Origin of the sequence: Jiangella asiatica (genome assembly GCF_004349065.1) — a bacterium.
GTDB classification, from domain to species: Bacteria; Actinomycetota; Actinomycetes; order Jiangellales; family Jiangellaceae; genus Jiangella; species Jiangella asiatica.
Genome location: NZ_SMKZ01000008.1, coordinates 14978 through 36615, shown reverse-complemented (window position 1 = coordinate 36615; position 21638 = coordinate 14978). Strand labels below are relative to the sequence as shown.

At 69.7% G+C, this 21638-nt stretch carries 21 protein-coding genes; 11 read left to right on the top strand and 10 right to left on the bottom strand.

What is annotated here, in order from left to right:
- Nucleotides 1-60: 60 nt before the first annotated feature.
- Together E1269_RS07830 and E1269_RS32140 are read left to right on the top strand one after the other, a co-directional pair.
- Nucleotides 61-1113 (top strand): TIGR03557 family F420-dependent LLM class oxidoreductase, encoded by a 1053-nt coding sequence (locus E1269_RS07830; protein WP_131893107.1) that lies wholly within the window; start codon nt 61-63, stop codon nt 1111-1113.
- Between the two features lie 267 nt (nt 1114-1380).
- On the top strand, nt 1381-1536 hold the full coding sequence (locus E1269_RS32140) for a hypothetical protein (RefSeq protein ID WP_162606276.1): 156 nt from the start codon (nt 1381-1383) through the stop codon (nt 1534-1536).
- Nucleotides 1537-1580: 44 nt separating this feature from the next.
- Here the strand turns inward: E1269_RS32140 and E1269_RS07825 are convergent, their stop codons facing one another.
- Together E1269_RS07825 and E1269_RS07820 are read right to left on the bottom strand one after the other, a co-directional pair.
- Nucleotides 1581-1934, bottom strand: a complete 354-nt coding sequence (locus E1269_RS07825; RefSeq protein WP_338033565.1) for an STAS domain-containing protein — start codon at nt 1932-1934, stop codon at nt 1581-1583.
- 184 nt (nt 1935-2118) lie between these two features.
- Nucleotides 2119-2970, bottom strand: coding sequence for a SigB/SigF/SigG family RNA polymerase sigma factor (locus E1269_RS07820; RefSeq protein WP_131893103.1), 852 nt, complete (start codon nt 2968-2970; stop codon nt 2119-2121).
- Nucleotides 2971-3254: 284 nt separating this feature from the next.
- On the opposite strand from E1269_RS07820, the gene E1269_RS07815 reads away from it, so the two are divergent.
- Nucleotides 3255-3572, top strand: coding sequence for a hypothetical protein (locus E1269_RS07815; RefSeq protein ID WP_131893101.1), 318 nt, complete (start codon nt 3255-3257; stop codon nt 3570-3572).
- A 12-nt stretch (nt 3573-3584) separates the two neighbouring features.
- Here the strand turns inward: E1269_RS07815 and E1269_RS07810 are convergent, their stop codons facing one another.
- Complete coding sequence (locus E1269_RS07810; RefSeq protein ID WP_203433138.1) at nt 3585-4715, bottom strand: MFS transporter; 1131 nt, start codon at nt 4713-4715, stop codon at nt 3585-3587.
- Nucleotides 4716-4815: 100 nt separating this feature from the next.
- On the opposite strand from E1269_RS07810, the gene E1269_RS07805 reads away from it, so the two are divergent.
- Nucleotides 4816-5391 (top strand): CGNR zinc finger domain-containing protein, encoded by a 576-nt coding sequence (locus E1269_RS07805; RefSeq protein ID WP_131893097.1) that lies wholly within the window; start codon nt 4816-4818, stop codon nt 5389-5391.
- Between the two features lie 57 nt (nt 5392-5448).
- Here the strand turns inward: E1269_RS07805 and E1269_RS07800 are convergent, their stop codons facing one another.
- The 6 genes from E1269_RS07800 to E1269_RS07775 form a co-directional block, all read right to left on the bottom strand.
- On the bottom strand, nt 5449-5652 hold the full coding sequence (locus E1269_RS07800; protein ID WP_131893095.1) for a heavy-metal-associated domain-containing protein: 204 nt from the start codon (nt 5650-5652) through the stop codon (nt 5449-5451).
- Between the two features lie 65 nt (nt 5653-5717).
- Nucleotides 5718-6458, bottom strand: a complete 741-nt coding sequence (locus tag E1269_RS07795; protein WP_131893093.1) for a PIG-L deacetylase family protein — start codon at nt 6456-6458, stop codon at nt 5718-5720.
- A gap of 25 nt (nt 6459-6483) precedes the next feature.
- Nucleotides 6484-7371 carry an ABC transporter permease gene (locus E1269_RS07790; RefSeq protein ID WP_131893091.1) on the bottom strand — a complete coding sequence of 296 codons (888 nt, stop codon included), beginning with the start codon at nt 7369-7371 and terminating at the stop codon, nt 6484-6486.
- A complete protein-coding gene (locus tag E1269_RS07785) occupies nt 7368-8342 on the bottom strand; it encodes an ABC transporter permease (protein ID WP_131893089.1) in 975 nt (324 codons plus the stop codon). The genes E1269_RS07790 and E1269_RS07785 overlap by 4 nt, the downstream gene beginning before the upstream one ends.
- A gap of 40 nt (nt 8343-8382) precedes the next feature.
- Nucleotides 8383-10044: an ABC transporter substrate-binding protein gene (locus E1269_RS07780; RefSeq protein ID WP_131893087.1), complete on the bottom strand. Its 1662-nt coding sequence runs from the start codon at nt 10042-10044 to the stop codon at nt 8383-8385.
- Between the two features lie 40 nt (nt 10045-10084).
- A complete protein-coding gene (locus E1269_RS07775) occupies nt 10085-12154 on the bottom strand; it encodes an ABC transporter ATP-binding protein (RefSeq protein ID WP_131893085.1) in 2070 nt (689 codons plus the stop codon).
- Nucleotides 12155-12318: 164 nt separating this feature from the next.
- Here E1269_RS07775 and E1269_RS07770 point away from each other — a divergent pair, with 164 nt between their 5' ends.
- Nucleotides 12319-13020 (top strand): GntR family transcriptional regulator, encoded by a 702-nt coding sequence (locus tag E1269_RS07770; RefSeq protein ID WP_131893083.1) that lies wholly within the window; start codon nt 12319-12321, stop codon nt 13018-13020.
- Between the two features lie 252 nt (nt 13021-13272).
- Here the strand turns inward: E1269_RS07770 and E1269_RS07765 are convergent, their stop codons facing one another.
- Nucleotides 13273-14511, bottom strand: a complete 1239-nt coding sequence (locus E1269_RS07765; protein ID WP_131893081.1) for an FAD-dependent oxidoreductase — start codon at nt 14509-14511, stop codon at nt 13273-13275.
- Nucleotides 14512-14588: 77 nt separating this feature from the next.
- Between E1269_RS07765 and E1269_RS07760 the strand changes: the two genes are divergently transcribed.
- The 6 genes from E1269_RS07760 (at nt 14589) to E1269_RS07735 (ending at nt 21576) form a co-directional block, all read left to right on the top strand.
- Nucleotides 14589-16196, top strand: coding sequence for an N-acyl-D-amino-acid deacylase family protein (locus tag E1269_RS07760; protein ID WP_131893079.1), 1608 nt, complete (start codon nt 14589-14591; stop codon nt 16194-16196).
- 9 nt (nt 16197-16205) lie between these two features.
- On the top strand, nt 16206-17309 hold the full coding sequence (locus E1269_RS07755) for an ArsR/SmtB family transcription factor (protein ID WP_131893077.1): 1104 nt from the start codon (nt 16206-16208) through the stop codon (nt 17307-17309).
- A gap of 112 nt (nt 17310-17421) precedes the next feature.
- On the top strand, nt 17422-18018 hold the full coding sequence (locus E1269_RS07750) for a GNAT family N-acetyltransferase (protein WP_162606274.1): 597 nt from the start codon (nt 17422-17424) through the stop codon (nt 18016-18018).
- Complete coding sequence (locus tag E1269_RS07745; RefSeq protein WP_131893073.1) at nt 18018-19496, top strand: aldehyde dehydrogenase family protein; 1479 nt, start codon at nt 18018-18020, stop codon at nt 19494-19496. Before E1269_RS07750 ends, E1269_RS07745 begins: the two co-directional genes overlap by 1 nt.
- Nucleotides 19497-19516: 20 nt before the next feature.
- Nucleotides 19517-20542, top strand: a complete 1026-nt coding sequence (locus E1269_RS07740; protein WP_131893071.1) for an ABC transporter ATP-binding protein — start codon at nt 19517-19519, stop codon at nt 20540-20542.
- Nucleotides 20539-21576, top strand: coding sequence for an ABC transporter ATP-binding protein (locus E1269_RS07735; protein ID WP_131893069.1), 1038 nt, complete (start codon nt 20539-20541; stop codon nt 21574-21576). The genes E1269_RS07740 and E1269_RS07735 overlap by 4 nt, the downstream gene beginning before the upstream one ends.
- The last annotated feature ends 62 nt before the right edge of the window (nt 21577-21638 follow it).

Sequence of the window (21638 nt, the reverse complement as noted above, 5' to 3'; positions counted from 1 at the left end):
AGCGGCGGCGGCCGCTCCAGGTCGCGCGTGCCCGGCGGACCTCCTGGGTACGGGCCTGAAATGAACATCATCGAATCGACTCGAGGATTGCTGTGGGCACGCCGGCACCGGCCCGAGGACGTGGCGTACGGCGTCTCGCTCGCACATGAGCGGTTCGCCGCCGACGAGTTGCTGACACAGGCAGTGGCCGCGGAGCACGCCGGCTTCGACTTCGTGAGTTGCAGCGATCACCTGGCCCCGTGGTGGGAGCCAGGCAACCCGTCGCCGGCGGCTTGCGGCAATGCATGGGTATGGCTCGGGGCGGCGGGACAGGCGACGAGCAGGGTGACGCTTGGTCCCGCGGTGACCTCCCTCGTCCACCGCTACAATCCCGTCGTCGTTGCCCAGCAGGTGGCCACTCTGGAGACGCTGTGCCCCGGCCGCGCCTTCCTGGCCGTGGGGTCCGGAGAGGCTATGAACGAAGTCCCAGCGGGGATGACGTGGCCAAACGTGCAGGAGCAGCTGGAGCGGACGGAGGAGGCGCTCACCATCATCAGTCGTTTGCTCGACGGTGAGACCGTCACCTTCCGGGGCCGGTACTTCCGGGCCGAGGCGGCAAGGCTCTACGACGTCCCAGCGCGGCGCCCACCCGTCTTCATGTCGGCATTCGGCGAGCAGGCCGCCGAGATCGCCGGCCGTCTCGCCGACGGCGTGTGGACCCTGGCCGATCCGCGTTCGGTCCCGAGCGTCATCGCCGGCTATCGCCGCGCCCGCGAGATGGCGAGCAAGGAACCCGGTGAAATCGTTCTGCAGACCGCCGTGGCGATCGACGAGACCCAGGACGCGGCTCTGGAGAGCGCTCGCGAATGGAAAGCCACCCAGGTCCCGGCGCACTACAGCGACGACATCCACGATCCCGGCCAGATCCATGCCAATGGCAGAGACCAGGTGTCCGACATGACCTTCAAGGCCGCCAGCCTGTTCTCTCCTGATCCGAAGGACCACGTGCGCAAGATCAAAGCGCTGGGTCAACTCGGCGCGACCGCGATCGTAGTGATGAACGTGGCCGGCCGAAACCCGCTCGGCACGATCCGCACCTACGGCAAGGCGGTGCTCCCCGCGCTGCGCGAATGAGGGGAACCGTCACCGCGCACGGTCCGGGCTACTCTCCCTCCCTCCGCATGATCGACGACGTCCATGGGAGGAATCGTCGTGATCGAAGTGTCGCGCCGCGTCGACGTCTCTGCGCCCCAGGTGGCCTCCGTCGGTCAAGGACGTCACGGCCATGACGGCCGTTCAACCCGACCGTTGATCGAGTCGCCGCCTGGATGTGGTCCATCGGTACCGCGACGCTTGCGGCCGGCCGGGAATGCGGCCAACCTGACTGGGTAGGAGTCGGACATGATCCGGGCCAGCGTGCATCACGACCGCGGCAAGTGGGTGGTCTGGGCGATCCTGATCGATCCGTTCCCGCATTTGGTGGGCGAGCCACGGCGATTCCCCTCGTGGCGTACTGCGATGCGAGCGGCTGTCAAGACCGTGCGCATTCTCGGTTGAGGCAAGGTCACGGCGTCGGCGCGTCGGTGCACTCGTCCACCCGCCTACGTGCCGTGCGTTCTCGCATCGCGCGCCGCGAGCGCCGACTCCACGGCGTCGGCGAGGTGCTCGTGATAGGTCAATCGGGCCTCCAGCTGGGACCGGTTCAGGAGGCGCCGTAGCGCACCGGCGGCGCCAGTCACGTGGAGACTCATACGATGCCGCACCGCCTCATCGTGCGCGGCGGTCAGCGCGCCCACCACCGTCGCGGCCGACGGGCCCGTGCGCGACAAGTCGATGACGACGTCATCGGAAGCGACGAGATCGCAGAGAGCTCGCTGCAGCGGCAGCACGTCGGCATCGGCGAACTCGCCTGCGAGGCGGACGATCACACATCCCCCGAGCCGCTGCGTGGACATCATGCCGGCGCGGCCCGGCTCCGGGATGTGGCCGGCGGAGCCGGCACGAGGAGGAGAGACAGTCACAGCACCTCTGTTCCCAGCGGGACCGATTCCATGAGGAACCGGTTCGCACCGATCTTCGATCTTCGCAGCCGCGCTGCGGCTCCTTGACCTGACTACCGCAGCAGCGAATGCGCTGCGGTCACCGCGCCGCGCGACGCCTCCGGGTGCGTTGCTCGGGCTCGGCGACGCCAAGGCTGGATCGCAGGTTGGTGAGGATGCGGGTCAGCAGGCGTGACACCTGCATTTGGGTGACGCCGAGCTCTTGGGCGATCTCCTGCTGGGTCCAGCCGCGGAAGAACCGCAGGTAGAGGAGACGACGATCACGCGGACGCAGCGCGCGGCAAGCCGGCGCCAGCGCCACCACGGCCTCGGCCCGGGCATAACCGCGCTCGTCCTCGCCGAGGGAATCCGCCAGCCGGGTCTCCTCGCCGTCACCGCCACGGTGGTCGATGGAGGCCGCCGTGAAGCACTCGTGCGAGGCGTTCGCCTCCCTGATCTCCTCCACCTCGACGCCCAGGTGCTCGGCCAGCTCGGCATCGGCTGGTGCAGCCCCCAGGGCCTGCGACATTTCCGACCTCGCCGCAGCCACCGCCGCGTGCAGCTCCTGGACCCGGCGCGGCGGCCGGACCGCCCAGCCACGGTCACGGAAGTACCGCTTCACCTCACCGGTGATGGTCGGCATCGCGAAGGACACGAAGTCCTTACCGTAAGCCGGATCGAACCGCCGAGCGGCGTTGACCAGCCCCAGGCAGGCCACCTGGACCAGATCATCACGCTCGATCCCCCGGTTGCTGTAACGCCAGGCAACCGATTCCGCCAGGCCCAGATGAAGCAGGACGACCTCGTCGATCAGCCGCTGACGCTTCTGACCCTTCGCCCGGGCGGCAAGCCTCAGCAGGTCGATGGTGAGTTGGTTTCGGTCGGACTTGTCGATGTCCTGGTGGTCATGCTCTACACGTTCGTCCAGGGACGATAAGACCTGGGTCTGCATGCTGGCACCTCTCCAGAATCGAAGGGCGGTGGCGCTTGCTTGACCACGATCTCTCCACCGAAGCACGTTACGTCGCCGGTATCAACCCCCAATTGAACAGAACGGTCCGTCTTTCCCCGGAATAGCCACCATGACGATCACCAACACGTGTGCGTACACAATCGAGGCGAACGACCACACCTGCCCGCCACCCGGGCCGCATGGGCAACACGAGCCATCGGTGACGACGGCCCGCCCGGTCCGGACCACCGAGCAGCACCAGACGATGCCGACGATCACGCGCCATGCGTTCCCGTGCCGGGCGGTTCACACCGTGGGGGACCCCAACACGGCCGGCGACCCGCCACGGCCGAACCGGTGTCGACGGCGACGCCAACGAGTCCGCCGTCGATGAGCAGGGCGGCCAGCGCGACGTCGTCGCCACGACAGCCGCCCTCCCCCGCAACCGCCGCGACCCGCTGGTTCGAGCGCTCGACGCCGTCGCGAAACCCCGCAGCGTCGCGGACGCCGCCATCGTGATTCGCCGCGGGCGGATGGCCGCTCGCCCCGCCGCGCCGGGATGCTCGCCGCAGCCGCTGTCCATGGCACGGCGCTCGCCCTGACCGCGACCACACTCAGCCTGTACGCGCTGCGGGATTGAGCGCTCCGGAACGAGCTACGAGGCGATGGGCCACTGCGGTGGCGAGCATGACGCCCGCCGCGACGAGCCAGAACGTGCGCGTGCCATGGGCGAGTGCCGAGCCCATGAGCGGCGGCCCAACCGTCAGCGCGACGCCCCAAATGATGCCGTAGACAGAAAAGTAGGCGGCCTTGGTCCCGGCCGGCGCCAGGCGCGCCACGAGCGTATAGGCGTAGCCGAGCAAAAGGACGTCGCCGAGCGCGATGACGACCGCCGAGACCGTGTAGCCGGCAAGGGTGGGGAAGGCTCCGGCGGTCGCGAGGCCCACCGCGACGAGAAGGTAGCCGCTGACCATGCGCCCGTTCGGATCGGCGTGACGGCGCAGGACAGGCTGGGCGACCACGACGACCAGCGCGCCCAGCGCCGCGAGCAGGCCCGCCTCGGACGGATCCCGGCCCGCTGTCGTGAGGGCGATGGGCAAGGCCATGGGAACGGCCATGTAGACGGTCGCGAAGGCGGTACCGGTCGCCATGAGTGCGAGAAGCCGCCGGTCCGCCCAGGGCCGTGTTCTCGCCGACTCGTCGCGTGGGTGGCGCGGTGTGGCCGGCATGGCGATGGCCACCAGTAGAGCGCACGCGAGCGCGGTGGCCGCGTCGATGGCGAACAGCCAGGAGAGGCCGATGCGCCCCACCGCGGCCGCGACCAGTCCTGCGGCCAGGCCGGCGGCCGACAGGGTAACGCCGAGCAGCCCGTAGGCAGCCGGGAGGAGGTGGTCGGGCGTGACGTCGGCGATCAGCCCTTGGCTCGCAGGCTCGTAGATCTCGAAGCACAGCCCGAGTAGGACCGCACCGGCCAGCGCGACGACCAGAGTGGGCGCAACGGCGATGACAAGCTGAGCGCCCGCGGTTCCACACAGCCCGATCACCACCGCGGCCTTGGACCCGACGCCGGCGACGAGACGACCACCGAGGAGACGCGACACGATGGTCGCCGCCCCGAACGCTCCGACCACGAGCCCTGCCACCCGCACCGATGCGCCGTGGTCCCGTACGAGGAGGACGGCCAGAAAGGGCATCGAGAAGGCGCCGATCCGATTGACGAACCGGGCCAGCAGCAGGACCTTCACGGTCCCGGGAAGATCCGAGCCCCACCACGCCGCGAGACTGTCGAACCGCCGTTTGCCAGTCATGGGACTGACGATAGGGTGGAGTGCATAGACTGTTCAAATGCGTTTTGACAGTCACGTAGTGGACCTGCTCACGGTCGCGGTCGAGCTCGTCAACGTCCAGACCTGCGAGTACGCCGGCGGCCGGCCGGCACTCGTCCCCTCGGGTCGCGAGCTGCGCGACGAGCTGGGACGCATTCTCGCGAGGGACGGGCGGCAGCCCGCCGTCGGGCAGCGTGACGTGCACGTCCTCGTGCGTTTCGCACGGGACGCGCGGCGGATCTTCGAGGCCGCGGCCGACGACGACCTCGATGCGGCCTCGACCGCGACCAACTCACTCCTGTCCTGGGCCCGGCCGATTCCGCGGCTGGATCAGCACGACAGCACCTGGGACATGCACTTCCACGGCCCTTCGGACCGGCTCGGCGACGGTTGGGCCGCCGGTTGCGCGGCCGCGCTCACCATGGCCCTGGGCAGCGCGGGAGCTGGACGGCTCGGCGTCTGCGCCGCCGCTGAATGCGACCGCGTCTACGTCGATCGCTCGAAGAACGGCACACGCAGCTTCTGCGGCCTCACCTGCCAGAACCGCGTCAAGAACATCCGCCACCGCCAGAGCCGCTCGCTGCGCGTCACCTGAACGTTCACCGGATGCCCTCTTCCGGCCGGAGATGGATCGGGGAGAGGGCTCGGCCACTCAGACCAGCTGGTAGCCGGCCGTCTCGACCGCGACCTTCACCTGGTCGGCAGGCACTGGGACCGCGCTGGTGACGCCTACCGCGCCCGACTCAACGTCCACATCGACCGTGCCCACGCCGTCGATCCTGGCGATCTCGTCGCGCACCTTGTTGGCGCAGCAGCCGCAGGTCATGCCGACGACGGTGAAGGTGGACGTGGCCATGGAGTGCCCCTTTCGCGAACGGACTGTGTGCATACCCTATACGGGTACCGGGTCCGCGTCGATCCTCAGTTCGTCAGCCGGTCCATCACGAAGCTGCCCTCACGCCGGTAAGGCTCGCCGAGGACCGCGCCCGAGTGCGAGGCGAGGCCGTTCGTCAGCGCCAGCGCAGTGAAGAACGCCCGCTGCCCCTCCGACCCGAGCGTCTCCAGCTCGCCGTCGGTCCAGGCCGGGATGACGGACTTCAGCACCTCGGGCGTGGTGTGCGCGAGCCAGTGCTGTGCGCTGAAGGTGTTCTGCGACGAAAGCTCCTGCAGCGCCGTCAGCTTCTTGTCCAGCACGTCGCCGATCTCGACCACGCAGTTCGGGTGCTCGGGGGTCATGTAGTAGATGGTCGGGATCGGGTGCGGGTCGTGGCCGCCGCACTCATCGATGCGCCAGTCGCGGCCGGCGACGGCGAGCGCCTCGGCGTAGAGAATGGCGATGACGCGGCGGTCGGGGTCGAGGTCGTGCTGGGCGTGCTGCGGGTCCTGCATGATGACGACGTCGGGCTTGGTCCGCCGGATCAGCTCGACGACCTTGACCTTGGTCGCGGAGGTGAGGTCCACCTCGCCGAAGGACACGTCGAGGAAGTCCACGCCGCTGACCCCCAGGATGTCCGCGGCGCGGGACACCTGCGGCTTGCTCTCCTCACGGCACATGAGGACGGCCGCGTTGACCGTCTCGCCGGCGGCGACCGCCTTGGCGATGGCGCCGCCGCATTCAACGATCTCCAGACCGTAGCTCGCGAGCATGAGGACGTTGGTCATGGGCGTGTCCCTTCTGTCGGTGCCGTCACGAGCGGCGCAGGCGTGGGTTGATGCGCTGCTCGAGGGCGTAGCCGAGCAGGGCGAATCCGAGGGCGGAGAGCATGATGAGCAGGCCCGGCGGGAGCACCCACCACTTCCAGGCCGGCGTGAGGAACGCGCCGCGTGCCTGGGCCCAATAGAGCGTCGACCCCCAGCTCTCCTGCAGCGGGTCGCCGAGGCCGAGGAAGCTGAGGGACGACTCGAGCAGGATCGCTCCGCTGGTGGCGGCGACGAATTCGCCGATGGCGAGCAGGAGGGTCTTGGGCAGGACGTGGCGCCGGATGACGTAGCCGTGCCCGGCGCCCATAGAGCGGGCGGCGACGATGTAGTCGCGTTTGGCCAGCGACAGCACCTGCGAGCGGATCACCCGGGCGGTCGGCGCCCAGATGAGGATCGCGATGATGATGACGGTGTTGACGATGCTGCGCCCGAGGTAGGCGGCAAGCACGATCAGCAGCGGCAGGAACGGCAGGATCAGCACGACGTCGACGCCGCGCATCGCCACCGCGCCAAGCCGCGGGAAGTAGCCGCCGATCAGCCCCACCACGGTGCCGAGAACCATGGCGGCCGCGGCGGCGACGATGCCGACGGTCAGTGAGACCCGGGTGCCGTAGATCATCTCGCTGAGCAGGTCCTGCCCGACGTCGTTGGTGCCGAGGAGGTGCTCCGCCGACGGTGGCGAGAACGGCGTCCCCGCTCGCTCGGTGGGGTCGTACGGGGCCAGGACGGGCGCCAGCACCGCGACGGTGCCCAGCGCCAGCACGATGACGGCCCCGATGACGCCGAGCACTCTGGTGCGGTCGCCGGACACCCGGCTGCGGCGCAACACGATCTGCGGCTCCGGCGCGGACTCGGTGATCACGCGAGCGGTCATACGCGGGTCCTCGGGTCCAGGCGGGGGTACAGCGAGTCGGCGAGCAGGTTGGCCAGCAGAACGGCGATCGTGAAGACCAGGAAGGTGCCCTGCATGACCGGGTAGTCGCGGGCGGAGACCGCGTCGTACATCAGCCGGCCCAGGCCTGGATACGAGAACACGGTCTCGATGACGACGGTGCCGCCGAACGCCCAGCCCAGCCGCAGCGCCAGGACGGTGGTGACCGGTAGCAGCGCCGTGCGCACGACGTGGTGCATCATCACCGCACGCGGCCGCAGCCCCTTGGCCTGGGCGGTACGGATGTAGTCCTCGCCCAGTACCGACAGTGTCGAGTACCGCATCGCCATGTACACCGCCGGGATGCTGAGGATGGACAGCGTCAGCACTGGCAGCGCGGCGTGCTCGGCCACATCGGCGACCCACGCCAGGCCGGACAGGTCCGCGCCGGCCGTCGTCGCGCCGAACGACGGTAGCCAGCCCAGCGACACCGAGAACAGTGCGATGAAGAGCATGCCGAGCCAGAACTGCGGCGTCGACTCCAGCGCGATCATGAAGCTGAGCGAGCCGACGTCCCACCTGCTTCCCCGCCGCCACGCGGAGAAGGCCCCTAGTGCGATGCCGACGGTGCCGGACACCGCCAGCGCGGTGAGCGTGAGCAGCAGGGTCCAGGGCAGCCGGCCCAGCACGAGTTCCTCGATCGGCGTGCCCTGGCGGAAGGAGTAGCCGAAGTCGAGCGTGAGGATGCTCTTCCAGTAGGTGAGGTACTGGACGACCAGCGGCTCGTCCAGCCCGGCGTCGGCGGTGACCGCCGCACGCTCCTCCGGCGTCATCTCCCCCGCCTCGACGCCGGCGATGAGCGCCAGCGGCGAACCGGGCATCAGCCGTGGCAGCGCGAAGTTCAGGGTGACGGCGACGACGAGCACGATGGCGTACTGGCCGAGGCGGGCCAGGCCGAGGCGTCGCGCGTTCATCGTCGCCGTCTCCTTCCGTCCGTGGTGAGCACGACGTGCGTCAGGGCTGGCCGTCGTCCGGGATGAACGACAGCTTCGTCATCGGGCCGGAACCGGTGATCGAGACCCAGTCGCCGAACACGTCCGGGTTGTAGCCGTACGCGCCGTTCGGGTGCAGCAGCGAGACGAACGGGACCTCCTCGGCGATCCGCTGCTGCAGTTGGTCGGCAACCTCGGCCCGGGCCGTCGGGTCCAGTTCGGTGTCCAGCTCGACGGCGAGTGCGTCGGTCTCCGGGTCGGCGTAGCCCGTGACGTTGAGGTTGCCGATGGCCGGGTCGCTGGAGACCAGCGACGCCATCTGGCCGATGTCGGCCTGGCTGGAGGCCGACCAGCCCCACATGGACATCTCGTAGTTGCGGCCCTGTGCGACGTCGTAGCCCGGCCAGACCGCGTCGTCGAGGGTCTGCATCTCGACCGAGCTGACCTCGACCCCGATGCCCACCTCCCCCAGTTGCTCGCCGATCAGCTCGGCCAGGCGCATTCTCAGCGCATTGTTCGATGCGACCAGTAGCTCGAAGGACAGTGAGGCGCCGTCGAGCTCGCGGATGCCGTCGGAATCGGAGTCGGTGAGGCCGATGTCGTCCAACAGCCGGGCGGCGGCCTCCGGGTCATACACCGTCTCGACGGACTCGTCGTACCACTGCGAGCTCGGGTGCACCCAGCCGGCGTTGCCGACCACCGCGGCACCGAGGAACACGTCGTCGACGAGCCGCTGCCGGTCGACGGCGAGAGCGACGGCCCGGCGAAACTCGGCCTGGTCGAACGGCGCGACCGCGGTGTTGAAGACCAGCAGGGTGGTCGTGTACTCGGGCGCCTCGACGACATCGAGGCTCCCGGCGCCGCGCAGGACGTCGATCTGCTCGGGCGAGATCGACCGCATCATCGTGTCGATCTCACCGGACCGCAGCGCCGCGGTGGCGCCGGCCTCGTCGGCGAACTGGACCACGACGAGCTCATCGACCTTGGGCTCGCCGCGGAAGTACTCGGGGTGTGCCTCGAAGGAGTAGCTCACGCCCGGGTCGGACTCCACCAGGCGGTATGGCCCGGAGCCGATGTTCGTGGTCTCGTCGAACGGTGCGAGGTCCGGCTCGGTGATGCCAGACCAGACGTGCTCGGCCAGGATCGGCACGTCGGCGAGGACGCGGATCTCGAACGACGGGTCCGGCACGCCCAGGGTGAGGACGACCGTGGACTCGTCCTGCGCAACGGCCTGCGAGACGTTGGCCATCGCGGTGGCGAACCGGCCAGGCGGGCCGGCCTTGTAGTAGTCGACGCTGAAGACGACGTCCTCGGCCGTGAGTGCCTCGCCATCGTGCCAGGTGACGCCGTCGGCGAGGCCGAGCGTGTAGGTCAAGCCGTCCGGTGAGCTCTCGACCGTTTCGGCGAGCCAGGGCTGGGGCTCCCCGTTCTCGTCGGCTTGCATGAGTGAGTCGTAACTGAGCATGGTGAGGTTCAGGCCCGGGAATCCGGTCGCGTAGGTGTGCGGCGTCAGGTTTCCCTCCTCGGACATGATCCCGATGCGCAGGGTCTCCGCGGTCGCGGCGCCGGCGGCGTCGGACGAGCCGGTGTCCTCGGTCCCTCCATTGGAACCGCAGGCGCCGAGGATCAGGACGACGAGGACGAGCGCCGGCACTGCCGTCCTGGTGATGCGACGTTCGAACATCTTCTGGACCTCCGGGTGGCGATCAGTGGCGTCAGCGCGGTCAGCCCGTCGCTGAGCGGACCGGATCGGGGGCGGTGGACGAGGCGGCGATCTCGTCGGCGAGATGGCACGCAGTCCAGTGGCCGGGGCGCTGCTGCTCCAGGGGTGGCGGAGTGGTGTCGCAGAGTCCGGGTCGGGCGAAAGCGCACCGTTCGTGGAACCGGCAGCCCGGTGGTGGTGCGACCGGGCTCGGGGGGTCACCGGCCAGGGGTACCGGCCGGGAGCGTCGGTGCGGATCTGGAATTGGGACAGCGTCGAGCAGACCGCGAGTGTAAGGGTGGCGCGGCCCGCCGAAAACGTCGTCACGGCTGCCGAGCTCGACGATCTGGCCCAGGTACATGACGGCCACCCGGTGCGCGATGGTCCGGATGACGGCCAGGTCGTGCGAGATGACCAGGAGGGAGAGCCCCAGTTCCGCCTGCAGTCTCGACAGCAATGTGATGATCTGTGCCTGCACCGAGACGTCGAGCGCCGAGACCGGCTCGTCGCAGACGAGGACCTGAGGGTCCAGGGCGAGCGCGCGGGCGATGGCGACCCGCTGTCGCTGCCCGCCGCTGAGCTGGTGCGGGAAGCGGCGACCCAGCTCGCGTGGGAGTTCCACGATCTCCAACAGCTCGCCCGCCCGAGCGCGTTGCTCGGCCACCGAGCCGCGGCGGTTGATCCGCAGCGGCTCGCTGACTACGTCCTCGACACGCAGCGCCGGGTTCATCGACGCCGAGGGGTCCTGGAAGACCAACTGTGCGGTGCAGCGCAGCTTTCGCAGGCCGGCGGCGCTCATCGTGTGCAGCACCTGGCCACCGAACGCCACGGTGCCGCCGCTGGTCTTCTCCAGCCCCAGCAGCGCCCTGGCCAGCGTCGACTTGCCCGAGCCGCTCTCGCCGACCAGCCCGAGCGTCCGTCCGCGCTCGAGGCCGAGGGTGACGCCGTCGACGGCGCGCACCGGCGCTGCCGCTCGGCGCCACGAGCCCCGCCCCCAGTAGTGAACCCGCAGATCGTCCAGCGCGACGACGATCTGGCCGGCGGATCGTTCGTGCGCGGGCGCGCCCCCGACGAGGCCCGGCGGCTGGCTGTGCGTGAGCCGATCGCCGGCCCGGTGGCACGCCACCGCGTGCCTGCCGCCCGCCACGAGCGGCAGCAGGGCTGGACGGGCGGCGGCACACTGGTCCAGGGTGTGGTCACAGCGCGGGGCGAAGACACAGCCCTCGGGCTGTGCTTCCGGGTCAGGCAGGCTGCCGGGGATGACCTCTAGCTCGGCTCCGGCTACGGCGTCAAGGCGCGGCATGGCCCGCAGCAGCCGGGCCGTGTAGGGGTGGACGGCCGCGTCGAACAGGTCGGCGCACGAGCCCTGCTCGATCACGCGTCCGGCATACATGACGGTGACCCGGTCGGCGATCTGCGCCACGACACCCAGGTCGTGGCTGATCCAGATGACCGACATGCCCCGCTCCGCGCGAATCCGGTCGACCAGGTCCACGATCTGCGCCTGGACGGTGACGTCGAGCGCCGTCGTCGGCTCGTCGGCGACCAGCACGCGCGGACCGCAAGCCAGCGCCATCGCGATCATGACTCGCTGCCGCATGCCGCCGGAGAACTGGTGCGGGTAGTCGTCGGCTCGCCCCTTCGCGTCCGGGATGCCGACCTCGCCCAGCAACTCGACCGCCCGGGCATGCGCGGCGGCGCGCGAGACGTCCGAATGGGCGCGAATCGCCTCGGCGATCTGCCGGCTGACCGTGTGGACGGGATTCAGCGACGACATCGGGTCCTGGAAGACGACGCCGATCTCGGCGCCACGCACCGAGCGCAGCGCCCGCTCCTCCATCGCGAGCAGTTCGCGATCACCCAGCCGGATCGACCCGGACACCTCGGCGTTGTCGGGCAGCAGGCCGAGCGCCGCCATCATCGTCACGCTCTTGCCCGACCCGGACTCCCCGACGACGGCGAGCGTCTCACCCTCGGCGACGGACAGGTCCACCCCGCGGACGGCGTACACATCGCGTCCACCGGTACGGAAGGTGACCGTCAATTCGCGGATCGCCAGGAGATCCGCGACACCGCTCGCAAAGGTCACCATCCAGTAGCCTGGCGTCGAACTGCAGCAAAGGGTGGAGCATCGCGGTGCACCAGCTTCGGATCGACGGGCATCGAAGCTCCTTCCGACTGTGATGTGTCAGGTAACCTACGAGTGATGCATCACCGTGGCAAGAGCTGCGAGGAGAGGTAACGCGGTTGACACACATGGCCGAAGGTGCCGCCGCGGCCACAGCGACGGACGTCGCCTACGAGCGTCTGAAGCGTGCGATTCTCACGTGTGCGCTGGCACCGGGCTCGGAGCTGCGTGAGGCGCAACTGGCCGAGGACTTCGAACTGGGCCGCACACCGGTCCGCGGGGCGCTGGGCCGGCTGGTCCAGGACGGCTTCGTCGAGGTCCGCCCGCGGAAGGGCTACCGCGTCACCGACCTCAAGATCACCGACGTCAACGAGGTGTTCGAACTGCGGCTACTGCTCGAGCCCGCCGCCTGCGAGCTCGCGGCGGCCCGGGCATCACGTGCCTCCATCGAGGCGCTGCACGACCTCGCCCACGCCGAGTACGACCAGACCGATCCGGCCAGCTACGAGCGGTTCATCGTCGACAACCGGGAGTTCCACGTGCGGCTCGCCGTCGCGGCCGGCAACCTGCGGCTCGCGCGCTCGATCCGGACCCTGCTGGAGGAGATGCAGCGGCTGTTCTTCCTCAGCCTCACGATGCGCGACACCAGCAGCGAGCAGATGCACGAGCACCTCGCGCTCTACGACGCCATCCTGGCCGGCGACGCCGACGCTGCGCGGCAGATCAGCGCCGAGCAGATCGAGCAGAGCCGGCGACGCGTCATCGACTCCCTGATCACGGGCTTCAGCCCGACCTCACTCGGCGCGCCCGCTGCCAACCTGGGCATCTGAGAACCGCACCTCGACCCGCGGACCGCCGCCCGTCACGTGCGCTCGCCCGCACTTCGCCGCCATGCGCGTGAGTGACCGAGCGCCGATCGACAACCCCAGCCCGGACCCGCCCAGCAGACCCGGGACCCTTCTCGACGCGGGCCGCCCGCGTGTCGGTGCGGATCGCGACCCGGGTCCGGCGCGCCGAGACGGTGCATCGGTTCCGGCGTCCGCGGGTCGTCAAGGGCCACCTCGATCAGAGTCCGGTTGATGTCAGCGGGGTCCGCAGCTCGTGGGAGATTTCCTGGCGGTCGCCAGCTGCGTGTGAAGCGTCGCCGGTTCCACGATCCCCGGCGGACCCGCGCCCAGGGCCGCGAGCAACGTCTCCAGCTGAGCGCGCCTGGGTCGTTCGATGGGCAAGCGATGGTCGATCGCGAACCGCTCCGGCAACGCGGCGCCGTCCAGCAACGCGCCGGCCACGAGATGACCGATCGCGGGGGTGAACTTGAAGCCGTGACCGGAGAATCCGGCCACCACCACCAGCGGGCCTCGACGATCGATGACGAAGTCCTCGTTGTCCGTGGTCGTGTACAGGCAGCTGATGAACTCTGCGGAGTCCGGGTCGACGCCCGGGACCCACTCGCGGACGTAGGACCGAAGAATGTCCGCGCCGCGGGGATCGGGCCGGAACGTGCGCTGGTCGGGATGGCAGCGGATGCCGGTTCCGTGCAGGCCTACCTTGACTCCCTCACCTGGGCTGACCAGGCCATACGCGCCGTACATGTGCCGGCTCGGACGGCCCGGGTCACCATGGTGCAGGAAGCTGGGCCAGTCGGCGGCCTCCGAAGGCGCGAAATGCGCCGGCTGCTCCTGGGTCACCACCATGCGAGGCAGGTTCAGCACGTTGCCCAGCAGGTCCTGCGACCACGAGCCGGCGGCAACGACCACGCGCCTGGCAATCAACGTAGCGTCGTCCGTGATCACCGTCGCGCGGTCGCCCGCCACGTCGATGCGACGCACCGGCGAGGCATGCCGCAGCTCCGCGCCGTGTGCCACCGCACGACGGTGAAGCACCTGGACCGTGCGGTCGGCGAGAATACGCCCGGCGTCGGGCTGGTGGAGCACATACGGCTCGTAGGCCAGGCCGGGCCATCGCTCGGCCGCCTCGCCCGGCGAGAGCCGGCTGACTGGGAGGCCTGACGCCTTCAGAGCGCCCTGGATCGGCCGCATGATGTACTCCCGGCCGTGTTCGACGGCGCCCGTGAGCTCCAGGAGCCGGGTTCCTGACTCGGCCTCCAGCTCTTCCCACCAGCGCAAGGACTCACGAGCCAGCTCCAGATAGTCGGCCTGCGGATAGCCGAGCCTGAAGATCCGGGTGCTGCCGTGAGAGCTTCCCCGCGCGTGGCCTGCCTCGAACCGGTCCAGCACCGCGACCTCGCGCCCCCGGCGAGCGAGGTGCCAGGCTACGGACGATCCCATCGCGCCGGCGCCGACCACCACGCAGTCGTACATGGGGCCTCCTCGTGAGCATCGACGAGCTTTGTCTACCATCAATCATCGACACATGTCTATAACGATGGGTGTGCGCTATGGACCTGGACCTGGTGATCTCCGGAGCGACGGTGGTCGACGGCACCGGCGCACCCCCGGCGCGTGTCGACGTCGGTGTCAGCGCTGCGACGATCGTCGCGGTCGGCGACCTGACCGGAGCCAGCGCGGGCCGCACGCTGGACGCGACGGGCCTGGTCGTCAGCCCTGGATTCATCGACACTCATGCACATGTCGAGGCAGCCCTCCTGGACCAGGGCGCCGTGGCCGCCAAGCTCGCCCAAGGCGTCACCACCGAGATCCTCGGTCAGGACGGCCTCTCCTATGCGCCGCTGGCCGCCCAGCGCCTGCGAGAACAGGCCGACTATCTCCTGCCTCTCAACGGGCGCTACCGGGGGCAGGGCGCCACGTTCCTGGAGTTCCTCGACCAGTACGACCGCGCCACTGCCCAAAACGTCTCCTCGCTCGCGCCCTACGGGGCGATCCGGATCGCCGTGGCCGGGTGGACGGATCGCGCCCTGGATTCCGAGCAGCTCCAGCACGCCGCGGACCTCGCCGAGGCGTGCCTCAACCAGGGCGCGGTCGGCGTCGGTCTCGGCCTTGACTACTTCCCCCAGAGCATCGCCACCACGGCCGAGCTGCTGGAGCTCGGCCGCGTCGTCGCGGCCCATGGCAGCGTCCTCGTCGCGCACACCCGGAGCCGGGCACTGGGCATCGTCGAAGCGGTGCGCGAGATGGTCGAGGTCGGCGCGGCGACCGGCGCGCGCGTGCACATCTCGCATCTACGCGCGGCGGCCGCACTGCCTGTCATCGACGAAGCTCTCGACCGGGGTGTCGACGTCACCTTCGACGTCTACCCCTATGCGGTGGCGAGCAGCATGATGCTGATGCACGTGCCACCGTGGAGCCTGGTCGGCGGGCCGGCGGCGCTCATGGACCGGCTGCACGACAGCAGGTCGCGCGCACGGATCGCGCGACACCTCTCCGACCGGCTCGATGCCGTCGCCGACGAGTACGTGCTCAGCGGCTTCGCCAAGGACACCTACGCCTCGCTCGCCGGAGCGAGCCTCGCACAGGCTGCCGGTAGCCTCGGCGGCACGGTGGGCGACGTCCTCACGGCCATGCTCGCGGACAACGACCTGGCGGTCGGCTACGTCGGCAGCACCGTTTCCGATGACAGTGTCGCTGCGTGCATGCGCCATCCCGCCGGCATGGTCTGCAGTGACGCGATCCTGGTCGGCCAGCGACCGCATCCACGCGGCTGGGGCTCCTTCCCGCGGTACCTCATCGCCTGCACCAGATCGCCCGGCGGCCTGTCGCTGGAGCAGGCCGTCCATGCGATGACGGGAAGGCCGGCGCGCCGCTTCGATCTCGCCGGTCGCGGGGTCATCCGGTCTGGTAAAGCTGCTGACCTCGTGGTCCTCGACCTCAACGCACTGGCCGACTACGCGACGTACGACGCGCCGCGGCAACTGGCAGGGGGAGTCGAGGCGGTCGTCGTCAACGGGGAGATCGTCTGGGCCGATGCCGCCGACACGGGGAACCGGCCCGGCCGGGCACTCCGACGACACGACCTCGCCGGGCCGAGATCGTCCTCGCCAGTGCGTTCGCCGAGTAACGTGACAATCGTCGATAACCGATACGAGTGAGTGGTGGACATGAGACGCGCGCGGCAGGGTCGGAGCGCGACCCACGATCCCTTCGACGGACTGGCCCGGGTGCACAACTCGGTCTGCTACGACCTCCTGATCAGCTTCCGGGTGCTGTACAGCCCGCGGACGTATCCGTCGTTGCGCGGCTGGGCGGCAGCTGCCAAGGAGTCCCTCTCCGCGCAGGTAGCTCAGGCGGGCCGCTTCTATTTCCAAGGTCACGACACGTCGATGGGCATCGGCGCGCTCTGGCTGGTGCCGGAGCTGCCCGACGATGCCGGACCGGAGCAGCTCATCGAGGGCATCCGCGCCAGCGATCCGCGCGTCCTGGCCATGCACATGCTCGATTCGCCCGGCGACACCCCGGCGGACCGGCTCGAGCTCTTCCGCCGGGCGCTCGACAGCGATCGACCGAACGCGGTCACCACGGCCGTGCGCGGCCTGCCCACGGTGCGCAAGCAGCGCGCCAGGCGGATCCTGGAGGACCCCGCACGCGCCCGGCACGAGCTCGCGGAGGTGCTGACGCGCTACAACGAGTCGGTGTTCGCCCAGCAGATCGACCAGCTGACACAGCCGTTGACCGAGGCCGTGAAGCGTGCCGAGGACACGCTCGACGTCCTGCCGACGTCCAAGGCCGTCGAACACCTCAGCGGCGGCTTCACGATCTCCACCGACTGGCCGTTGCGGCGGCTCACGCTCGCGCCGTCGGTTTTCCTGCACCCGTTCGCCTCGGTCCGAATGGACGAGTCCACAGGGGAGGCGCTGGTGGTGTACGGCATCGAGTCCACCATGGCCCAGAGGTTCGACGCGGCGCCGGTCGACGCCTCGCTGGTCTACGCGCTCAAGGTGATGTCCGTGCCCGCCCGCCTGCAAATCCTCCGCCTGCTCAGCCGTGGGCCCCTCACCGGACCCGAGCTCGTCCGGCTCGTCGGCCTCTCGCAGCCGACGGTGCATCACCACGTCGCGGCCCTGCGCGCCGCCGAGCTGGTGCGTCAGGAGCGGGTCCGCAACGGCACCCTGCTCAGCCTGCGCGACGAGGGTGTCGAGCACACGCTGGAGGCGCTCGCGGCGGTCTTCAGGTCACCTGGCCCCGACAGCGGCAAGGGACGCTGAGCCGAGCGCCGCCCGGCTCAGCGTCCCGATTCCGCCCTCCGAAGCCTTGACGTTGTCGAATCGCGTGGACTATAGATAGTTATCAATAATCGTCGCGGCTCAAGGAGGCTACGTGAGTCGGTCAGCGGAAACCAGGACAGTCGACGGATTCCTCATCAGGCGGGCCACGGTCGAGGACCTGGACGGAGCCGGGAAGGTGATCCGCCGGGTCCTCGACGAGGATCTCGGCGGGTACAGGCCGGACATCCATTGGGACCTGGAGCGACTCGAAGAGACCTACATCAAGCAGTCGCGGTACTGCCTGGTCGTCGCCATCGACCAGGCGACTGGAGCCGTGGCCGGCACGTCCGCCGTCCGGCCAGGTGGGCCATGGTCGCCGCCCCATCCGGAGTGGCTGGCGGCGAGGTACCACCCGGAGCGAACCGCGCAGTTGTTCCGCGTCTACATCGACCCGGACTATCGCCGCCACGGCCTCGCCCGCGCGCTGGTCAACAACGCGCGGGACTTCGTCGCCAACGAGGGCGGCTACGACGTCATCTACCTCCACACCGACCCGAGATCGCCGGGCGCCGAACCGTTCTGGCGGTCAATGCCGACCGTGGAGATCTACGACGCGCGCAAGGATCCCGGCCCGAACGGCGCCCTGCACTTCCACATGGCCTTCCCGGACGGTTCGTACGGCAACGCCTGGACAGCGGACCACGACTGATGTCGGTGCCCGGACCCGACCACGTCGCGGCCGACGCGCTCCTGCTCGTCGGCGGCGACTGGACGCCGGGCACGACCGGCCGGACGGCGTTCGTGGAGAACCCTGCGCACCGCGGCGCCATCGCCGGGACGGTCCCTCTCGCCGACGAGCGGGACGTCGACCACGCCGTGACGGCGGCCGCCGACGCAGCACCGGGATGGGCGGCGGCGCATTGGAGTGAACGCGGTCCGGCGCTGACGCGAGCTGCTGATGACCTGGAATCACAGTTGGAAGACGTGGCACGGCTGCTCGCCCTCGAGACCGGCATGGCCATACGCACGCAGGCCCGGCCGGAGGTCGCCAACGCCGTCGGTCTCCTTCGGTACTTCGGCGGCGTGGCCAGCCAAGTCGCCGGTGACACCGTACCGCTGCCGGGGTCGATGCTCAGCTACACCAGACGCGAACCGTGGGGTGTGGTCGCGGCCATCGTGCCGTGGAACGCGCCGGTCTCCCTGAGCGTTCTCAAACTCGCCCCGGCACTCGCCGCCGGCAACGCCGTTGTCCTCAAGCCAGCGCTCGAGGCACCGCTCGCGGTCCTGGCCGTGGCGAGGATCCTGGCGGCACATCTGCCGGCTGGAGTTCTGGGCGTGGTGACGGGGACCGGCGACGAGGCGGGCGCGGCCCTCGTCGCACACCCGGCAGTGCGCAAGGTCAGTCTCACCGGCGGCGTAAGTACGGCGCGCGTCGTGCTTCGCGAGCTGGCCGAGCGCATCGTGCCGGCGACACTGGAGCTGGGCGGGAAGAGCCCGAGCATCGTCTTCCCCGACGCCGACGACGACCGCACGGCCGCGGGCGTCGTGGCGGCGATGAGGTTCAGCCGGCAGGGCCAGTCATGCGCGGCGGGATCTCGTCTGCTGATCCACGAGTCGGTGTTCGACTCCTTCCTCGCGCGTGTGGTCGCCAGCCTCGAGGCCCTGGTGGTGGGCGACCCGTTCGACGAGACGACAGACGTCGGTGCGGTCACCACGCCGGACCAGTTCGACCGTATCTGCGCTTACGTCACCGACGCGATGGTTCAGCCGGGCGCCCGCCTGGTGACCGGCGGACTGCCGCCGACGACCGGGCCGCTCGCCGAGGGGTACTTCGCGGTGCCGACGATCTTCGCCGGCACGGGTCCCGCCTGGCGGGTGGCCAGGGAAGAGATCTTCGGGCCAGTGCTCGTGGCGCTACCATGGCGCGACGAGGACGAGGTGGTCGCTCTGGCCAACGACACGCATTTCGGGCTCGCGGCCTATATCTGGAGCCGGGACACCGCGGCGGCCATCCGGGCCGCCCACCGCATCGACGCCGGCTGGATTCAGATCAACCACGGCGGCGGCGCCTTCCCGGGACAGTCCTTCGGCGGCTACAAGCAGAGCGGCTTCGGACGCGAATACTCCTTGGCGGGCATGCTCGAGGCTTACACGCAGACCAAGAACGTGACGGTCAATCTCGCATAGCCGAACGGGCGGAGGTCGCCATGGCATTGCTCGAGGTATCGGACCTCAGGACCGAGTTCACCGGCAAGAACGGCACCGTCGCCGCTGTCGACGGGGTGAGCTTCACGGTGAGCCGCGGCGAGGCGCTCGGCCTGGTCGGCGAGTCCGGCTGCGGAAAGTCGGTCACCGCGCTGTCACTGCTGCGGCTGCTGCCCGCATCGGCCCGGATCGCAGGCGGCTCCATCCGTCTCGACGGCCGCGATCTTCTCGCTCTCGGCGAGCGCGAGATCCGGCGGATCCGGGGGCGCGAGGTCGCCATGATCTTCCAGGATCCGATGACGAGCCTGAACCCGATCATGCCGGTCGGCCGCCAGATCGCCGAGCTGCTCGAGTGCAAGCTCCACCTCAGCAGGCGCCGGGCTCGGCTCCGGGTCATCGAGCTGCTGGAGATGGTCGGAATTCCAAGCCCTACGACCCGAGTGGACGCGTTCGCGCACCAGCTGTCCGGCGGGATGCGTCAGCGCATCGTTATCGCCATGGCCCTGTCGTGCCAGCCGAAGCTGATCATCGCCGACGAACCCACCACGGCGCTGGACGTCACCATCCAGGCGCAGATCCTCTCGCTGCTGCGCGCCCTGGCGAGCGACCTGGGGACAGCGCTCATCCTCATCACGCACGACCTCGGTGTCGTCGCCGGCATGACGCAGCGCATCCACGTCATGTACGGCGGCCGGATCGTCGAGAAGGCGACCACACAGGAGCTCTTCGCGAACCCGCGCATGCCGTACACCTGGGGGCTGCTGCGGTCGCTGCCCCGCCTGGATCATCCGCGTGCCGACCGGCTCACCCCGATCGACGGCGCTCCACCCGACCTAGCCGACGGCGCCGCCGGCTGCCGATTCGAGCCACGGTGCGGTCATCGCCAGGAGATCTGTGGCGCGAGCGAGCCCGGGCTGGTGTCGGCGCCACGGCACACCATCGCCGAAGACGGCCACGAAGTGCGCTGCTGGGCGACCCAGCCGGATGGCTGGCTCGCCGACGCCACGACGACGGCGGGGCAACCATGACGCAGACCTCGGCCCACGCGACTCCCCATTCGAGCGCCGCGACGCCGGCGCCCCAGCCGCCCCTGATCGAGGTGACCGATCTCCAGGTGCACTTCCCGGTTCGGGCCGGCATCCTGTTCGACCACCAGGTCGCGGCGGTGCGCGCCGTCGACGGCCTGAGCTTCAGCCTCCACCGCGGCGAGGTGCTCGGCCTGGTCGGCGAGTCCGGCTGCGGGAAGTCCACCACCGGCAGGGCGGTGGCGCGGCTGGAACGGCCTACTGCCGGGTCGATCCGGCTCGACGGCACCGACATCTCGCGGCTGCGAGGGACGGAATTGCGCCGGGTTCGCCGGCGCGTGCAGATGATCTTTCAGGATCCGTTCGCGTCGCTGAACCCGCGCATGACCATCGGGCAGCTCGTCGGCGAGCCGCTGGGCGTACACCGGCTGGTGGCGAAGGACGAGCGGCCGGTCCGGGTCGCCGAGCTGCTGCGGACAGTGGGCCTGGACCCGGCATCGGTCTCGCGCTATCCGCACGAGTTCTCCGGCGGCCAGCGCCAGCGCATCGGCATCGCACGTGCGCTGGCGGTAGAGCCCGAAGTCATCGTGGCCGACGAGCCGATCTCGGCTCTGGACGTCTCGATCCAGGCGCAGGTGGTGAACCTGCTCGCCGACCTCCGCGCGGCGTACGGCCTCGCCTTCCTGTTCATCGCGCACGACCTCGCCGTCGTCCGGCACGTCAGCGACCGCGTCGCCGTCATGTACCTCGGCAAGATCGTCGAGCTGGCCGACCGCGACGACCTGTACGCCCACGCGCTGCATCCCTACACCCAGGCCTTGTTGTCCGCGGTGCCGGTCCCCGACCCGGTGGTGGAGCAACACCGCGAGCAGATCATTCTCCACGGCGACGTTCCCAGCCCGATGTCACCGCCCAGCGGCTGCCGGTTCCGCACCCGGTGCTGGAAGGCACAGGAGGTCTGCGCCGAGGTGGAGCCGCCGTTGGTCGAGCTCGCGACCCGGCACTGGACCGCCTGTCATTTTCCCGATGTGACCTGACCGACCGACGGGCCGCGACGCCTGCGCGCTCGACCATGATTATCGATATTCGTCAATTATCG

Bases quoted from the DNA above. Each gene is read 5' to 3' on its own strand.
- E1269_RS07800 (WP_131893095.1), bottom strand. From the start codon at position 5,652: ATGGCCACGTCCACCTTCACCGTCGTCGGCATGACCTGCGGCTGCTGC.
- E1269_RS07735 (WP_131893069.1), top strand. From the start codon at position 20,539: ATGACGCAGACCTCGGCCCACGCGACTCCCCATTCGAGCGCCGCGACG.
- E1269_RS07745 (WP_131893073.1), top strand. From the start codon at position 18,018: ATGTCGGTGCCCGGACCCGACCACGTCGCGGCCGACGCGCTCCTGCTC.
- E1269_RS07765 (WP_131893081.1), bottom strand. From the start codon at position 14,511: ATGTACGACTGCGTGGTGGTCGGCGCCGGCGCGATGGGATCGTCCGTA.
- E1269_RS07820 (WP_131893103.1), bottom strand. From the start codon at position 2,970: ATGCAGACCCAGGTCTTATCGTCCCTGGACGAACGTGTAGAGCATGAC.
- E1269_RS07785 (WP_131893089.1), bottom strand. From the start codon at position 8,342: ATGAACGCGCGACGCCTCGGCCTGGCCCGCCTCGGCCAGTACGCCATC.
- E1269_RS32140 (WP_162606276.1), top strand. From the start codon at position 1,381: ATGATCCGGGCCAGCGTGCATCACGACCGCGGCAAGTGGGTGGTCTGG.
- E1269_RS07815 (WP_131893101.1), top strand. From the start codon at position 3,255: ATGCGTTCCCGTGCCGGGCGGTTCACACCGTGGGGGACCCCAACACGG.
- E1269_RS07830 (WP_131893107.1), top strand. From the start codon at position 61: ATGAACATCATCGAATCGACTCGAGGATTGCTGTGGGCACGCCGGCAC.
- E1269_RS07780 (WP_131893087.1), bottom strand. From the start codon at position 10,044: ATGTTCGAACGTCGCATCACCAGGACGGCAGTGCCGGCGCTCGTCCTC.
- E1269_RS07795 (WP_131893093.1), bottom strand. From the start codon at position 6,458: ATGACCAACGTCCTCATGCTCGCGAGCTACGGTCTGGAGATCGTTGAA.
- E1269_RS07740 (WP_131893071.1), top strand. From the start codon at position 19,517: ATGGCATTGCTCGAGGTATCGGACCTCAGGACCGAGTTCACCGGCAAG.
- E1269_RS07825 (WP_338033565.1), bottom strand. From the start codon at position 1,934: ATGTCCACGCAGCGGCTCGGGGGATGTGTGATCGTCCGCCTCGCAGGC.
- E1269_RS07790 (WP_131893091.1), bottom strand. From the start codon at position 7,371: ATGACCGCTCGCGTGATCACCGAGTCCGCGCCGGAGCCGCAGATCGTG.
- E1269_RS07760 (WP_131893079.1), top strand. From the start codon at position 14,589: ATGGACCTGGACCTGGTGATCTCCGGAGCGACGGTGGTCGACGGCACC.
- E1269_RS07805 (WP_131893097.1), top strand. From the start codon at position 4,816: ATGCGTTTTGACAGTCACGTAGTGGACCTGCTCACGGTCGCGGTCGAG.
- E1269_RS07755 (WP_131893077.1), top strand. From the start codon at position 16,206: ATGAGACGCGCGCGGCAGGGTCGGAGCGCGACCCACGATCCCTTCGAC.
- E1269_RS07770 (WP_131893083.1), top strand. From the start codon at position 12,319: ATGGCCGAAGGTGCCGCCGCGGCCACAGCGACGGACGTCGCCTACGAG.
- E1269_RS07775 (WP_131893085.1), bottom strand. From the start codon at position 12,154: ATGGTGACCTTTGCGAGCGGTGTCGCGGATCTCCTGGCGATCCGCGAA.